The sequence below is a fragment of the Planosporangium mesophilum genome (genome assembly GCF_016863255.1).
In the GTDB taxonomy this organism is placed as follows: Bacteria; Actinomycetota; Actinomycetes; order Mycobacteriales; family Micromonosporaceae; genus Planosporangium; species Planosporangium mesophilum.
Genome location: NZ_BOON01000073.1, coordinates 1 through 15,140 on the forward strand (window position 1 = coordinate 1; position 15,140 = coordinate 15,140).

12 protein-coding genes and 1 pseudogene are annotated in these 15,140 nt (G+C 70.8%); 5 read left to right on the forward strand and 8 right to left on the reverse strand.

The features are described from left to right. Positions 1–583: pseudogene (locus tag Pme01_RS29275) on the forward strand (transcription termination factor Rho); the annotation flags it as partial. Between the two features lie 35 nt (positions 584–618). On the opposite strand, the gene trxA reads toward Pme01_RS29275, so the two are convergent. From trxA to Pme01_RS29305, 6 genes are all read right to left on the reverse strand, one after another. Continuing rightward, positions 619–1,062, reverse strand: coding sequence for a thioredoxin (gene trxA / locus Pme01_RS29280; protein WP_168115167.1), 444 nt, complete (start codon positions 1,060–1,062; stop codon positions 619–621). 11 nt (positions 1,063–1,073) lie between these two features. Further along, the gene (locus Pme01_RS29285; protein WP_203935961.1) at positions 1,074–1,925 is read right to left on the reverse strand and encodes an aldo/keto reductase; all 852 of its coding nucleotides are present in this window, start codon (positions 1,923–1,925) and stop codon (positions 1,074–1,076) included. 330 nt (positions 1,926–2,255) lie between these two features. Next, positions 2,256–3,056: a hypothetical protein gene (locus Pme01_RS29290; RefSeq protein ID WP_168115168.1), complete on the reverse strand. Its 801-nt coding sequence runs from the start codon at positions 3,054–3,056 to the stop codon at positions 2,256–2,258. A 73-nt stretch (positions 3,057–3,129) separates the two neighbouring features. Further along, positions 3,130–5,499, reverse strand: coding sequence for a glycoside hydrolase family 65 protein (locus tag Pme01_RS29295; protein ID WP_168115169.1), 2,370 nt, complete (start codon positions 5,497–5,499; stop codon positions 3,130–3,132). Continuing rightward, positions 5,496–6,257 carry a beta-phosphoglucomutase family hydrolase gene (locus Pme01_RS29300; protein WP_168115170.1) on the reverse strand — a complete coding sequence of 254 codons (762 nt, stop codon included), beginning with the start codon at positions 6,255–6,257 and terminating at the stop codon, positions 5,496–5,498. Before Pme01_RS29300 ends, Pme01_RS29295 begins: the two co-directional genes overlap by 4 nt. A 65-nt stretch (positions 6,258–6,322) precedes the next feature. After that, positions 6,323–7,567 (reverse strand): LCP family protein, encoded by a 1,245-nt coding sequence (locus Pme01_RS29305; RefSeq protein ID WP_168115171.1) that lies wholly within the window; start codon positions 7,565–7,567, stop codon positions 6,323–6,325. Positions 7,568–8,063: 496 nt separating this feature from the next. Here Pme01_RS29305 and Pme01_RS29310 point away from each other — a divergent pair, with 496 nt between their 5' ends. From Pme01_RS29310 to Pme01_RS29325, 4 genes are all read left to right on the forward strand, one after another. After that, positions 8,064–9,353, forward strand: a complete 1,290-nt coding sequence (locus Pme01_RS29310) for an MFS transporter (protein WP_168115172.1) — start codon at positions 8,064–8,066, stop codon at positions 9,351–9,353. A gap of 123 nt (positions 9,354–9,476) precedes the next feature. Further along, positions 9,477–11,597, forward strand: a complete 2,121-nt coding sequence (locus Pme01_RS29315; protein ID WP_168115173.1) for a PhoX family protein — start codon at positions 9,477–9,479, stop codon at positions 11,595–11,597. Positions 11,598–11,747: 150 nt separating this feature from the next. Beyond that, a complete protein-coding gene (locus Pme01_RS29320; protein ID WP_168115174.1) occupies positions 11,748–12,002 on the forward strand; it encodes a type II toxin-antitoxin system VapB family antitoxin in 255 nt (84 codons plus the stop codon). Further along, a complete protein-coding gene (locus Pme01_RS29325) occupies positions 12,002–12,421 on the forward strand; it encodes a PIN domain nuclease (RefSeq protein ID WP_168115175.1) in 420 nt (139 codons plus the stop codon). Before Pme01_RS29320 ends, Pme01_RS29325 begins: the two co-directional genes overlap by 1 nt. Before the next feature lie 90 nt (positions 12,422–12,511). Here Pme01_RS29325 and Pme01_RS29330 read toward each other — a convergent pair whose 3' ends face one another. Continuing rightward, complete coding sequence (locus tag Pme01_RS29330; protein ID WP_239088532.1) at positions 12,512–14,113, reverse strand: alpha/beta hydrolase; 1,602 nt, start codon at positions 14,111–14,113, stop codon at positions 12,512–12,514. 212 nt (positions 14,114–14,325) lie between these two features. Then, positions 14,326–15,096 carry an exodeoxyribonuclease III gene (locus Pme01_RS29335; protein ID WP_168115176.1) on the reverse strand — a complete coding sequence of 257 codons (771 nt, stop codon included), beginning with the start codon at positions 15,094–15,096 and terminating at the stop codon, positions 14,326–14,328. Positions 15,097–15,140 lie beyond the last annotated feature (44 nt).

A 15,140-nucleotide genomic window follows, 5' to 3' on the forward strand; every position in this document is an offset into this window, starting at 1 on the left:
CGACCGTCCCCCGACGGATCACATGAGCGTGGCGGAGCTGGCGATCGAGCGGGCCAAGCGCCTGGTCGAGCTGGGTCACGACGTGGTCGTACTGCTCGACTCGATCACCCGGCTGGGCCGGGCGTACAACCTCGGCGCGAAGGTCAGCGGCCGTACGCTCTCCGGCGGTATCGACTCCACGGCGCTGCAGCCGCCCAAGCAGTTCCTCGGCGCGGCCCGCAACATCGAGAAGGGCGGCTCGCTGACGATCATCGCCACCGCGCTGGTCGAGACCGGGTCGGCCGGCGATACGTTGATCTTCGAGGAGTTCAAGAGTACGGGCAACGCCGAGCTCAAGCTCGACCGCAAGATCGCCGACAGGCGGGTGTTCCCGGCCGTCGACCTCGCGTCCTCCGGTACCCGCAGGGAAGAGGTCCTGCTCGCGCCGGAGGAGCTTGCGATCGTGCGCAAGCTGCGCAAGGCGCTGCACGCGCTCGACTCCCAGCAGGCGACCGAGCAGCTCCTTGATCAGTTGCGCCGGACCCGGACCAACGTCCAGTTCCTGACGCACATCGCGCGGTCCGGCTCCAACCGGGCCGACTGACGCGACGGCCAGCCGCGCGGATGCCTGGCGGCCCGTCAGCCCGACTTGGCCAGGGCGTCCTCGACCCACCTCCGCAGCGCGGCGGCGGGGGCGGCACCGGCCTGGCGGGCGATCACCTGGCCGTCCTTCATCAGGATGAGCGTCGGTACGGCCTGGATCGTGAAGCGCTGAGCGAGCTTCGGCGCCTGGTCGACGTTGACCTTGACGAGCTTCACCCGGCCGGCCAGCTCTGTGGCGACCGTCTCCAGCGCGGGAGTGACCATCCGGCAGGGGCCGCACCACACGGCCCACATGTCGACGATCACCGGGAGGGTGGACTGCTCCACCACCTCGGCGAAGGAGTCGTCGTCGGCGTCCGCGACCCACGGCAGCGGGTTGTGGCACTTGCCGCAGCGCGGTACGCCCTTTGCCGCGGCCGGTACCCGATTGCTGGCTCCGCAGTGCTTGCACTGCACCACCGTGCTGGTCATGGTCTTCATGAGCGGGCTCCTCAGAGCACCTCGAGTGGCTGCGGCCCCGACGGGGGCGGGAAAGCGCTGTCCAGCAGGTTGAGGTCGGACTGGGTCAGTTGGATGTCGTACGCGGCGCGGTTGTCCCGCACGTGGGCCGGCGTCGAGGCCTTGGGGATGGTGGCGACCCCGTCGTGGAGCAGTACCCAGGCCAGCGCGACCTGGGGCGGCGTCGCGTCGTGCCGCGCCGCGACCTCCTGGAGCGCCGGGTGGTCGACCATCCGGCCGTGGTCGAAGGGGGAGTACGCCATGACCGGCAGCCCGGACGCCTGGCACTGTGGCAGCAGGTCCCACTCGATGCCGCGGTGGGCGAGGTTGTAGTACACCTGGTCGGTCTCGACGCCCGTACCACCCGGGACGCCGGTCAATTCGGCGAGGTCGGAAAGGTCGAAGTTGCTGACCCCCCAGTGCCGGATCAGTCCGCGCTCCACCAGCAGGGTGAAGGCCTCGACGGTTTCTTGGAGAGGTACCGGGCCGCGCCAGTGCAGCAGGTACAAATCCAGCCGGTCGGTGCGCAACCGGCGCAGGCTGCGCTCGCACGCGGTGATGGTCCCGGTGAGGGTGGCATGGCTGGGCAGCACCTTGTCGACCAGGAACAGCTCGTCGCGCCGGTCGGCGAGCGCCTCGCCGACGAGGCCCTCCGCGGCACCGTCGGCGTACATCTCGGCCGTGTCGATCAACGTCAGGCCGAGGTCGACGCCGAGCCGTAGCGCCGCGATCTCGTCACCGCGCCGCCGCGCGTCCTCGGCCATACCCCAGGTGCCCTGCCCCAGGACCCGGATCGGCTCTCCGGACGGCAAGTTGACCGTACGGATGGCGGTCGCGGTCGTCATCAACGCCTCCAGCGGTTCGGTCCTTGATCGGCCCTTCCCACAGGAGAACAGGACAAACCCGGTCAGGCGGCGGGCTGTAGCCGCGCTACGCACTCCGGACAGGTGTGCCGGCCGGCGCGCTCGGCGCCCCCGTCCCAACCCAGCTTCCGCGCGGTACCCCACAACGTGTGCCAGTCGATACGGTCCGTACCCGGCCGTGAGATGACATAGCCGCAGTCGTCACACTCCAGATCCATCCTCATACCGCTACCGAGATCCCAGGACGGCATCGCTGTCATACCTCACCCCCACACCGGTTGACCCGGACAGGGATGATTTCCGATTTTCCGCCTACTGAAACGTGATGTCGGTAACGCGCACGCGGCCGACCGCCGGCGTCGCCGGCGCAGCGGTCAGCGACGCGCGGCGGCGGCGCCGGATGAACGCGGTCCCGAGCAGCGCGGTACCGAACAGGATCAGCGCCCCGCCGGCTCCGAACACCCAGACCTCGAACGGGGTACCGGCCGCGCGCTGGACGATCACTCCGGAGTCGTCGATCGCCACCGGCGACGCCGAGCCGTTCAGCGCGCCGAGGCCCAGGAGGTCCGGCAGCAGGACGGTGGCCGCCGAGGCGGACGGCGCCGGCTGCGCGGACTTCGAGGGGTGCGCGGACTTCGACGGCTGTGCGGACTTCGACGGCTGCGCCGACGGCTTGCCCGCGGTCGGCGCGGGCGCGGGTGCGGGCGCGGGCGCCGTGGTGGGCGGGGTCGGGGGACCCTGCGGCGCGTCGACCGTGAACGTCGCCTGTGCGCTGCCCCGGTTGTCCACCGACGCCTTCACGACGTGGGTGCCCGGCGGGGCGGAGACCGGCTTCATGGAGACGCTGGCCCCGCACGTACTGCCGTTGCGGTTCGGATCCACCCGGGCGATGGCGCGGCCATCCCAGCTGATCGTGATCGGGCCGTCGCAGTCGTATCCGAACCAGTCGCGGTTGGCCGGGTACGAGATCGAGGCGGTGACCGTCGAGGTCGCGGCGCCGTGGCTGGGGGACAGCGTCAGGTTGACGCCGCCCGAGGCGAGCGCCGGTGAGGCCGCGAACGGCACAGCGGCGACGCCGAGTAGGGCGACGAGAGCAAGACGGGCAGCGCGCACCCGCACATACTGATGCAGATATCGGAGTTTGACAAAGCAGGCCAGCGAATATGACCAATACGTAAGGACCTATTTACGCTCCGCTGTCCGAGGGTGAAGGCCAGCGCCTTGCGGGCGCCCGACCCGGCGGCTGGCTGGGCCGAGAGCCGATCTTGATCGACGGGATTGGATGGGTGACCGGTTCCCCGACCGCCAGTGCGAAGGCCCGGCCGTGGTGGGTCAGCTCGAGCGGGTCACCGCCGGCGAGCGAGTACGTGGCCTCGGCGCCGGTGACGTTCACACACAACCGCCGCCCGCGCCACATGACGCTGAAGGTGAGGCGGGTCAGCGGCTCCGGCAGCCGAGGGGCGAACGCGAGCGAGCCGCCGCTGTCACGCATCCCGCCGAACCCGGCGACCAGCGCGATCCACGCCCCGGCCAGCGAGGCGATGTGCAGCCCGTCGCCGGTGTTGTGCTCGAGGTCGTCGAGGTCCATCCGGGCGGCCTCGCCCAGGTAGTCGTACCCCAGGTCCAGGTGCCCCACCTCCGCTGCGAGCACCGCCTGTACGCACGCCGACAGCGACGAGTCGCGCACGGTCAACGGCTCGTAGTACGCGAAGTCGCGGGCCTTCTCGTCGGCGGTGAACGCGTCGCCGCACTTGTACAGCGCCATCACCAGATCTGCCTGCTTGACCACCTGCTTGCGGTACAGCTGGAAGTACGGGAAGTGCAGCAGCAGCGGGTACTGGTCCGCACGGGTGTGCGCGAAGTCCCAGACCTCGTGGTCGGTGAACTCCTCCGCCTGCGGATGGACCTCGAGCTTCTCGTCGTACGGCACGAACATCTCGTCGGCGGCCCGCCGCCAGGCGGCGATCTCCTCGTCGTCGACGCCCATCGCGGCGGCCGCGTCCGGATGGCGTCTCGCGGCCGCCACCGCACCGCGCAGGTTCCGCTGCGCCATCAGATTCGTGTACACGTTGTTGTCCGCGAGCGCGCTGTACTCGTCCGGCCCGGTCACTCCGTCGATCCGGAAGCTGCCCTCGGGGTGGTGGAAGCCCAGCGAAGTCCACAGGCGTGCCGTCTCGACCAGCAGCGCGAGCCCGGTCTCGCGCTCGAACCGGTCGTCGCCGGTCGCGTCGGCCAGGCGGATCGCCGCGTCCGCGATGTCGGCGTTGATGTGGAAAGCGGCGGTGCCGGCGGGCCAGTACCCGGAACACTCGTCGCCGTTGATGGTGCGCCAGGGGAATGCCGCGCCGCCGAGGGTGAGCTGACGGGCGCGCTTGCGGGCGGCCCGGAGCGTGAGGTGCCGCCACCGCAGGGCGTCCGCCGCCGCGTGCGGGGTGGTGTACGTCAGTACCGGCAGCACGAACGACTCGGTGTCCCAGAACGCGTGGCCGTCGTAGCCGGGCCCGGTGAGGCCCTTGGCGGGGATTGGCCGGCGCTCGGCCCGCGCGCTCGCCTGGAGCACCTGGAACAGGGCGAACCGTACGGCCTGCTGCACCTCCTGGTCGCCCTCCAGGTCGACGTCGGCGCGGGCCCAGTAGTCGTCGAGGTACGCGCGCTGCTCGGCCAGTAGGCCCTCCCAGCCGCTGGCCCGTGCCAGCGCGAGCGCCGCCTCCACCTGCGCGGAGATGCCCGGGATCGACCGCTGGCTGGACCAGCCGTACGCCAGGAACTTCACCAGCCGCAGCGACTGGCCGGCGGCGAGCCGGGTGATGAGCGTGAACCGCGCGGTGTTCTCGGTGCACTCGATGAACGTCTGCACATCCGCCGGGCAGTCCACCAGGTGGTCCATGGCCGCACCGACCCGGCGCCCGCTCTGGCGCGTGCTGTGCACCAGGTGGGCGTGCGCGTCGTGCGCGCTGTGCTGCTCGGGTACCAGCGGCGCCTCCAGCACGGCCGCCGCCCGCGGGTCGTCCGACATCGCCGGCAACTGCTCGTTGGCCACGAGTTCGGACTGGAGCACGAGGTGCAGCGGCCCGTCGACCGGGCGCACCTCGTACTCGATCGCCGCGGTCGCGCGCTGGGTGAACGACACCAGCCGGGTCGTGGAGACGTGCACGCCGTGGCCGGAGGGCGAGATCCACTGCGCGGTGCGCCGCAGCACGCCGTCGCGCAGCGACAGCACCCGCTCGTGGGCGACCAGTTCGCCGTAGCGCACGTCGAACGGCTCGTCCTCGACCAGCAGCCGGATCAGCTTGCCGTTGGTGACGTTGATGACCGTCTGCCCGGAGTCGGGGTAGCCGTAGCCGGCCTCGGCGTACGGCAGCGGGCGGAACTCGAACACCGAATTCAGATAGGTGCCCGGCAGCGCGTGCGGCTCGCCCTCGTCGAGGTTGCCCCGCAGCCCGATGTGGCCGTTGGACAGCGCGAACACCGACTCGGACTGGGCCAGCACGCCAAGGTCCAGGCCGCTTTCGCGGACGTCCCACGGTTCGGCGGGGAAGTCGGGATGGGTGATCATCGTGGGGTTCCCGGCTCCGGCCGGTCCAGTAGTTCGGCGAGGTCCTTCACCACGACGTCCGCGCCGTGCGCGTACAGCGCGTCGGCCTGGCCCGCCCGGTCCACCCCCACCACGTACCCGAACCCGCCGGCCCGGCCCGCGGCGACGCCGGCCAGCGCGTCCTCGAAGACCGCGGCGGCGGTTGCTGGTACGCCCAGCCTGCGGGCGGCGGCCAGGAACGTGTCCGGCGCCGGCTTGCCGCGCAGGCCCTCGCGCTGCGCGACGATGCCGTCGATCCGCTCCTCGATCAGGTCGGCGATGCCGGCCGCGGCCAGGATCTCCGCGCAGTGCCTGCTCGACGACACGACCGCGCGCCGAAGGCCCGCGTCGCGCGCCGCCTTCAGGTAGCGTACCGACCCCTCGTACGGCTCGACCCCGTCGCGGTGCAGCCGCCGCGCGAACGCCTCGTCCTTGCGGGAGCTCAGCCCCTGGACGGTCTCCTCGCCCGGCGGGTCGTCCGGGCCGCCCTCGGGTAACGAGATGTGGCGGGACTCGAGGAAGGAGCGGGTGCCGTCGGCACGGGGCTTTCCGTCCACGTACTCGTCGTAGTCGGCGACCGGGTCGAAGGGTGTGAACGGCTCCCCGGTACGCGCCGAGCGCTCGCGCAGGAAGCCGTCGAACGTCTCCTTCCACGCCGCCGCGTGCACCGCGGCGGTCGGGGTGAGCACGCCGTCGAGGTCGAACAGGCAGGCACCGATGCCTGCGGGCAGGCCGAGCACCCTTGTCACGCTATCCGAGCGGTCCGGCGGCTACCAGGCAGACCTGGCAGCCGCCGGGTTGACGGTCAGCTCTGTGGCCCGCCGTCGGAGTTGACCCAGCTCGGGTTGGCGGCGACGAACGAGTCGACGTTGTCGTCACGGATCGCCTGGAACAGCTCCAGGCTGGTCGGGTCGAGCGTCTCGAACGCCTGGCCGTCGATGATCTCGGAGTGGAAGTTCCCGGCGTTGGTCTTGATCATGGCGACGTTGTTCGGGTTGATGTCCTTGAGGGTGAACAGCCAGTTGCTCAGCGCGAACTTGCCGCTGTCGACGGTCAGGGCCTGACCGGCGGCGCGGAGGACGCCGTCGAGCTTGGTCGGGTTGGCCACCACCCCGCTGCTCAGGGTCTTCTTCGCCAGCGCCTTGACGAACTGCTGCTGGTGGCGCTGGCGGCCGTAGTCGCCGTCCGGGACCAGTTCGCGCTGGCGGACGTAGTCCAGAGCCTGCCAGTCGGACATGTCGTAGCAGCCGGGCTCGTACACCTGCGGCTTCACCCCCGGTACCGGGATCGGCCGGAGGTCGGGCGTCATCCGGTACGGGGCGGCGAATTTGCCCTTGGAGTCCTGGCCGATGTGGATCGACGTGACCTTCTCGTCGACGCACATGTGCACGCCGCCGAGGGCCTTGGTGACGGCCTGGAATCCGGAGAAGTTGACGATCGCCCCGGCGTTGAACGTGATGCCGGTCATCTTCTTGATCGTCAGGGCCAGCAGTTCGAAGCCGCCGGCACGGCCGCCACCGTTCTGACTGCCGAAGAAGAACGCCGAATTGATCTTGTCAGTGCCGCCGGGGTAGCGGCTCTTCGGGAACGGCGGGATGGTCACCCGCGAGTCGCGCGGGATCGACACCAGGTAGGCGGCGTCGTGGTTGGCGCTGACGTGCAGCAGGATGATCGAGTCGGAGCGCGAACCCTCGGCGTTCTCGCCGGGCCGCTCGTCGATGCCGACCAGCAGTACGGTCAGCGGACCGTTGATCGAGGTGCCGCTCGCCATCGCCTCGGACCCGAGCAGGCTCTGCTGGTGCACCGCGCCGGTGTACCGGTCCATCAGTACACGGCCGCCGGCGATGGCGGTGCCGCTGAGCAGCATCAGGATCGCGCCGGAGATGACCAGCACCTTCGCCCACCACGGGTCGCCGCGCCGCTTCTTCTTGGCGGTCGGTGGCCGGTCGGCGGGCGGCCGGTTGGCGGGTGGCCGGTTACCGGCGGGTGGCCGAGGCGGCTCGCCCGGCATCGGCGACCGGGGCGGCCCGCCCGGCGCGGGCGGGGGCATGCCTCGGCCTGTCGGTCCGGGCGGGGGCATGCCTCGGCCTGTCGGTCCGGGCGGCAGGTGCGGCTGGGCACCGGCGCCGGGGGGTCCCGAGGCGTAGACCGGCCCCGAGGTGAACTCGGCGCCGGAGCGTCGGCCAGCGTCGGCGCGGCCACGACCCGGGGGATGCGGAGTGGCGGGCATCGCCCTCCCATCTCTCGATACTCCAGCAAAAACCTGCGGTACACGGTAGCCGTTGAATGCCGGGTCAGGGGAATTGCGGTAGTTGTGGTCACGCCTGTATGCAGGGTCAACTGCCCTCCGCAGGGCGCGTGGCACCCGCGCCGGTCTGTCGTCGCGCCGCGCATCGCTCAAGCGGCCAGCGGGTCGGGCCGATACCCGCAGCCGCACGGCAGCGGCGGGCGAACGTCCGTACCCTCAGGTTCGTCCATTCGGTCAGCACCGCACGGGTGACCCGACCGACTCGTCGTTCCGTGCCGGGTTGATCGACACTGGTCGGGTGACCCGTCGACCGCACCCCGCCTGGACCGTCGCCGCCGTCGCCTTCGTCGCCCTGGTGGGCGCCGCGGGCTTCCGCGCCACCCCGGGCGTGATGCTGCACCCGCTGCACGCGGAGTTCGGTTGGCCGCTCGGGGTCATCTCGGCCGCCGTATCGGTCAACCTCATCCTGTACGGGTTGACCGCCCCGTTCGCCGCCGCGCTGATGGAGCGGCTCGGCATCCGGTACGTGGTGGCCGGCGCGCTGCTCCTCGTCGCGGCCGGCAGCGGCCTGACCGTGTTCATGCGGTCGAGCATCGAACTCGTTCTGCTCTGGGGGGTGCTCGTCGGGCTCGGTACCGGTTCGATGGCGCTCGGCTTCGTCGCGACGGTCACCGGCCGGTGGTTCGTGCACCGGCGCGGCCTGGTGACCGGCGTACTCACCGCCGGCGGCGCGGCCGGGCAACTCGTGTTCCTGCCGCTGCTGGCGTACCTGGTGCAGGGCCGCGGCTGGCGCGCCGCGGCGCTGGTCGTGGCCGCGGTGGCGGTCTCCGTCGTACCTCTTGTCCTGTGGCGGCTGCGGGACCACCCCAGCGACCTCGGGGTGCGGGCCTACGGCGCGACCGCCGACGATCCACCGTTGGCGGGACCGCCCGCCGGGCGGGGCGCGGTGCGGCGGGCGCTCGGCGTGCTGGGGTCCGCCGCCCGTACCCGGCCGTTCTGGCTGCTCGCCGGCGGTTTCGCGATCTGCGGCATGACCACCAACGGGCTGGTGGGTACCCATTTCATCCCGGCCGCGCACGACCACGGGATGCCCGAGACCGCCGCGGCGAGCCTGCTCGCGTTGATCGGCATCTTCGACGTCGCGGGTACGGTCGCGTCCGGCTGGCTGACCGACCGGGTCGACAGCCGGGTGCTGCTCGGCGCGTACTACGGGCTGCGCGGCGCCTCGCTGCTGGTCCTGCCCAGCCTGTTCGGCCCGTCGGCGCGGCCGAGCATGCTGGTTTTCGTCCTGTTCTACGGGCTGGACTGGGTGGCGACCGTGCCGCCGACCGTCACCCTGTGCCGGGAGTACTTCGGTGACGCCGGCCCCGTCGTCTTCGGCTGGGTGTTCGCCTCCCACCAGATCGGCGCCGCGCTCGCCGCGACGGCCGCCGGCGTCGTCCGCGACCGGCTCGGCGACTACGCGCTCGCCTGGTACGTCGCCGGCGCGCTGGCCATCGCCGCGGCCGGGCTGTCGCTGCTGCTGCGCCGTCGCCGGCCGGCACCGAGCCCGGCGGCCGAGCACGCCGCCGCGGCCGCAGCCGGCTGAGTCCGCGGCGGCGCCCCGCTCCTTGCCCCGATACTTCGGTAGATATTGACCGCGATGCTTGCCGCCGGCCCCCGGGTGCTCCTAGCGTGCCGATACGTACACCCCCGACAGCGGAGGAACCTGATGCCCGACTTCCGGCGGCTGCTGCCCGTCATCGGTACGGCGCAGCGCGGTCACACCGGACGGAGCGCCATGACGTGCCAGTACCGGTGCGGCAACGCGTGCGACCACCCGGTACCGAACGAGTCCGACAACGAGTATCTCGGTGACCTCATCTCGACCGGTCTGACCAGGCGTGGGCTGGTCCGCGCGGGCGCGCTCGGCGCGCTGGTCGTCGGCGCGGCCGGCGCCGGCCTGGCCGGGGCCGCGACTCCGGCGCTCGCCGACCCCGACGGGGCGCGGCCCGAGGTGCCGGAGGTTGACCCGGCCGCCGCGCCGACCGCCGCTGCTGCCGTGTTGACGTTCAAGCCGATCCCGCCGAACCAGCTCGACACGCTGGTCGTGCCGAACGGCTACGACTCCGCAGTGGTGATCCGCTGGGGTGACGCGGTCGTTCCCGGCGCACCGGCGTTCGACGTCCGGAAGCAGAGCTGGCAGGCCCAGCTCAAGCAGTTCGGGTACAACAACGACTTCCTGGCCGTGCTGCCGCTCGGCCGGGACCGGGCGCTGCTGGTGAGCAACCACGAGTACACCAACGAAGAGCTGATGTTCCCCGGCTTCACGACGCACGACGCGCTCACGGTGGACCAGGTGAAGATCGCCATGGCGGCGCACGGGTTGAGCGTGGTGGAGATCGAGCGGGTCGGCGACACCGGCCGGTGGACGCCGGTCGGCCGGGGCCCGCGCCGGTACAACCGCCGGATCACCATGCTGGACACCCCGTTCACCGTGGACGGCCCGGCCGCCGGTTCGCCGCTGCTGCGTACCAAGGCCGACCCGGCCGGCAGGACCGTCATCGGTACCCTCAACAACTGCTCCGGCGGCGTCACGCCGTGGGGCACGGTGCTCTCCGGCGAGGAGAACTTCAACCAGTACTTCGTCGGCGGCGACGAGGCGCCGGCGGCGATCCGGCCGGCCCTGGCGCGCTACGGCATCGACACCACCAAGCGGTACCCGTCGGGCAGCCGCAAGTGGGAGCGGGCCGACGCCCGCTTCGACCTGAAGGTCAACGGCAACGAGGCGCACCGGTTCGGTTGGATCGTCGAGATCGACCCGTACACGCCGGGATCGACGCCGCGCAAGCACACCGCGCTCGGGCGCTTCAAGCACGAGGGCGCGACGATCGCCCTCGCCAAGGACGGCCGGGCGGTCGCGTACATGGGCGACGATGAGCGGTTCGACTACCTGTACAAGTTCGTCTCCGACAAGCGGATGGACCATGGGCACTCGGAGAAGGCCCGCCGGCACAACCTGACGCTGCTGGAGTCGGGAACGCTGTACGTGGCGAAGTTCGAGTACACCAGCGCGGCGGAGATCGACGGCAGCGGCAAGCTGCCGTCGGACGGCGCGTTCAACGGGCGTGGCCGCTGGATCCCGCTGGTACGGGGCGACCGGTCGCTGGTGCCGGGGATGACCGTCGAGGAGGTTCTCGTCTTCACCCGGCTCGCCGCCGACAAGATGGGTGCGACAAAGATGGACCGGCCCGAGGACGTCGAGGTCAACCCGAAGACCGGCAAGGTGTACGCGGCGCTGACCAACAACACCTCGCGCGCGCCGGGCGCGAAGGCGGCCGCCGACGAGGTCAACCCGCGCAACAACAACAAGCACGGCCACGTCCTGGAGCTCACCGAGGACGGCGGCGACAACGGCGCCGAGTCGTTCAGCTGGGACCTGCTGCTGGTCTGCGGCGACCCGAACGACCCGAACACCTACTTCGCCGGGTACGACAAGAGCAAGGTGTCGCCGATCTCCTGCCCGGACAACGTCACCTTCGACGGTGCCGGCAACCTGTGGATCGCCACCGACGGCAACCAGCTCGACTCCAACGACGGCCTGTTCGCCGTACCGCTGGAGGGCGCGGAGCGCGGCCACGTCAAGCAGTTCCTGACCGTACCCGTCGGTGCGGAGACCTGCGGCCCGTTCATCGTGGGCGACGGCCGTTCGGTGTTCGTCAACGTCCAGCACCCGGGTGAGGTGGACGGGGCAACCATGGACAACCCGGCGTCGACCTGGCCGGACGGGGACTTCGCCAAGCCGGCGGTGGTCGTGTCGTGGCGCCTGGACGGCCGTCCGATCGGCTCCTGACGCCGACCCATTTCATGATCGCGGAGACCTTTCCGCGCCGGAGCACGCAAGGTCTCCGCGATCATGCAGAGCTGTTGAGCGAGTGGTGGTGCTCGACGCGGTTGACGGCTGGTGCGTGGAAAATTGTGATCTTGGTGTACCGTTCAAGTCATGACGCGCATCACGGTGGACGTGAACGACGACTGGCTCGATGCCGCGCGCGAGGTCCTGGGCACCGACACCAAGGTCGCGACCATCAACGCTGCGCTGCGCTCCTTCGCTCTCCGTAAGCAGGCTGTGGAGATCGTCGCCGCCTTCGACAGCGTGCCGATGGACTTCGCCGGCTCCCATGAGGGATGGCGCTATGGCGGGGGACGGGACCTTTCCCGCCTCACCGAGGACGCTCAGGCAACCGACGCGGCGTGATGTCCGCGCCCGTATATCTCGCCGATACCTCGGTCTACGTCCTGCAGGGGCGACACCCGGAGGTCCGTCGGCGCTTTGAGCGCCTGCTCACGGAGGGGCGGCTCGCCGGGTGCCAGATGACCGCCCTCGAGTTCCTCAACAACGCCCCCGATCCGAAGGGGTACGAGGTCCTCTGGGGAGCGTTGCACGGGCATCGCTGGATCGACGTCACCACCCAGGCGATGGACCGGGCGCTCGCCGTCCATCGCGAACTCGCCACCACCAGCCAGCATCGGCACTTCCACCTGCCCGACCTGATCATCGCCGCAACGGCCGAACTGCACGGCGCCGTGCTGCTTCACTATGACGCCGACTACGACCGCATCGCCGCGATCACCGGCCAGCCGACGGAGTGGGTTGCCGCCAGGGGATCGTTGTAGGTCCGAGCCGGCGTTGGTCCTCCCCCATGATCGCGGAGACCCCTCCGCGCCGGAGCACGCAAAGGTCTCCGCGATCATGCAGAGTCACCGTTATCGGCGGCCGTGGAGCATGGGTCGGAGATCGGCCCGGGTCGCGTTCACGTCCGTCGACGACGCCGAGAACGACCCCGCGGCAGCGGGGACCGGCTCCGGCAGCGGGTCGCAGGTGGCGTCCGGACCATCGCCGGCCTTGCGCGCGGGTAGCTTGCCCGAGAGCAGGTAGTCGGCGATCTTGTCGTCGACACACGCGTTGCCGTACAGGCTGCCCGAGTGCGTGGTGCCGCCCGGCTCCGCGATCAGGACCGCGTTCGGGAACCGCCGCCGGAGTTCGAGACTGCCCTCGAACGGCGTCGCGGCGTCCAGGGTCTCGTTGATCAGCAGGGCGCCGGCGACGTTGCGGCCGTCGACGTTCACCGGCCTCTTCGCCTTCGCCGGCCAGTACAGGCACGGCGCGTTGAACCAAGCGTTGCCCCAGGTCTCGAACGGCGCGACCCGGAACGTGTTCCAGTTGTCCCGCTTCCACTGGTCCCAGGACCTCGGCCACTGCACGTCCGTGCACTGCACGGCGTTGTAGACGGCGTACCCGTTGTCGTCGCCGGGGGAGTCGGTGGCCTCGTACGCGGCGATCAGCGGCGCCGGGTCACCGGTGTGCACCCAGTTGGCGAACGTGTCGGCCAGGTCGAGCCAGGTGACCTGGTAGTACCCGGCCTGCAGGAAGATGTCGGTCCACTCGTCCGGACCGACGACCCCGCCGGCCGGCTTCAGGCGCAGCTTGACCTGCTCGGCGTACCAGCGCTTCTCGACCTGGTCCGCGGTCGTGCCCAGGTGGTAGACGCTGTCGTACTTCGCCAGCCAGCCGAACCAGATCTTGACGTTGCGCTCGAACGCGACGTCCTGGTCGAGGTTGGCCTGGTACCAGACCTTCCGCGCGTCGACGTTGCCGTCGAGGACCATCCGGCGCAGCCGCTGGGGGTACAGCGTCGAGTAGACCTGGCCCAGGTACGTGCCGTACGAGGAGCCGTAGTAGTTGATCTGCTGCTGACCGAGGGCGGTCCGGATGCTCTCCATGTCCTTGGCCGCGTCGACCGTGGTGATGTGGTTGAGCAGCCCGATCTTGTCGTTCTTACCGCACGCGGCGGCGTACGACTTCGACCGGTCCAGCCACGTCTTCTCCAGCGACTCATGCCACGGGATGTAGTCCGGCCGGTTCGGGCCCATGTACTCGGGCAGGCAGCTGATCGCCGGCTGGCTCGAGCCGACGCCGCGCGGGTCGAAGCCGATCCAGTCGTAGGCGTCGCCGGCGTTCTTCGGCACGTACCTGCCGAGGACGGACAGGCCGAGCCCGGAGCCGCCGGGGCCGCCGGGGTTGACCAGCATGACGCCCTGGTACTGCGAGTCGGGCGTCTTGTGCTTGACCCGCGACACCGCGAGCTTGATCTTCGTGCCGTTCGGGCGGCTGTAGTCCAGCGGTACGGAGAGGAATCCGCACTCCGCGCCGGCCTTCACCAGACTCGCCCGCTCGCACGCACCCCAGGTGATGCCCGGCGCCGCCGAGGAGGCGGCCGGCGCGGACCACGCGGCCGACCCGGCACTCAGCGCGGCCATGACGGCGGCGGTACTGAAGACGACGAGTCGTCTTGTCTTTGCCTTCACACAACCCTCCCTGTCGGGGCGCGCGCCGCGCGGAACGCGATCGGGCACGCATTGGCGTGCCTGATCCTGTACGGCGACGCGGCAGCGGGGAAGAGGATCACCCGCGAATCCACCCGTTTCGCGGGTTCTCGGAGCAAAGAATTAGGGTCGGCTCTGGGTGGGTAGCGGTTCTGGCCCGCTCAAGCGCCGGTGACCGGCGAACGGCGACGATGTCAGAGGTCGACGACGATCGGCGCGTGGTCGGAGGGGCCCTTGCCCTTGCGGGCCTCCCGGTCGATGTACGCCGAGCGCACCCGGCCGGCCAGGTCGTCGGTGGCGTAGACCAGGTCGATGCGCATGCCCTTGTCCTGGTGGAACATGCCGGCGCGGTAGTCCCAGTAGGTGAACGGGTTGTCGCCCTTCATCGGCCGCGGCACCACGTCGCGCAGGCCGAGCGCGAGGATGTCGGCCAACGCCTGCCGCTCGGGTGCCGTCACGTGCGTCGAGTCGACGAAGAGCGCCGGGTCCCAGACGTCGGCGTCGGTCGGCGCGACGTTGAAGTCACCACAGACCGCGAGCGACCGCCCGGTGCCGACGGCATGCGCGAGCGACTCGCGCAGCCCGGCGAGCCAGGCCAGCTTGTACGTGTAGTGCGGCGAGTCCGGGGTGCGGCCGTTCGGCACGTACACCGACCAGACCCGTACCCCGTCGCAGGTCGCCGAGATCGCCCGCGCCTCCGGGTCGGGGAAGCCCGGCTCGTCCGGAAAGCCTCGGGCGACGTCGTCGAGGCCGATCCGCGACAGCAGGGCGACGCCGTTCCACTGGCCGATGCCGTGCGCGGCGGTGGCGTACCCGAGTTCGGCGACCTCGGCCGCCGGGAAGGCGTCGGCCGGGCACTTGGTCTCCTGGAGGCAGACGACGTCGGGCTTCGTCGTGGCCAGCCACTCCAGCAGCCGCGGCAGCCGGGCCCGTACCGAGTTGACGTTCCACGTGGCGAGGCGCATGCGTCCAGCCTGCCGCACTCCGGGTCGACCGGTGCGGGCGACCC

Excerpts from the sequence above, each read along its gene's own strand:
- trxA (WP_168115167.1), bottom strand. The coding sequence starts at position 1,062 with ATGAAGACCATGACCAGCACGGTGGTGCAGTGCAAGCACTGCGGAGCC.
- Pme01_RS29285 (WP_203935961.1), bottom strand. The coding sequence starts at position 1,925 with ATGACGACCGCGACCGCCATCCGTACGGTCAACTTGCCGTCCGGAGAG.
- Pme01_RS29295 (WP_168115169.1), bottom strand. The coding sequence starts at position 5,499 with ATGATCACCCATCCCGACTTCCCCGCCGAACCGTGGGACGTCCGCGAA.
- Pme01_RS29305 (WP_168115171.1), bottom strand. The coding sequence starts at position 7,567 with ATGCCCCCGCCCGCGCCGGGCGGGCCGCCCCGGTCGCCGATGCCGGGC.
- Pme01_RS29315 (WP_168115173.1), top strand. The coding sequence starts at position 9,477 with ATGCCCGACTTCCGGCGGCTGCTGCCCGTCATCGGTACGGCGCAGCGC.
- Pme01_RS29320 (WP_168115174.1), top strand. The coding sequence starts at position 11,748 with ATGACGCGCATCACGGTGGACGTGAACGACGACTGGCTCGATGCCGCG.
- Pme01_RS29325 (WP_168115175.1), top strand. The coding sequence starts at position 12,002 with ATGTCCGCGCCCGTATATCTCGCCGATACCTCGGTCTACGTCCTGCAG.
- Pme01_RS29335 (WP_168115176.1), bottom strand. The coding sequence starts at position 15,096 with ATGCGCCTCGCCACGTGGAACGTCAACTCGGTACGGGCCCGGCTGCCG.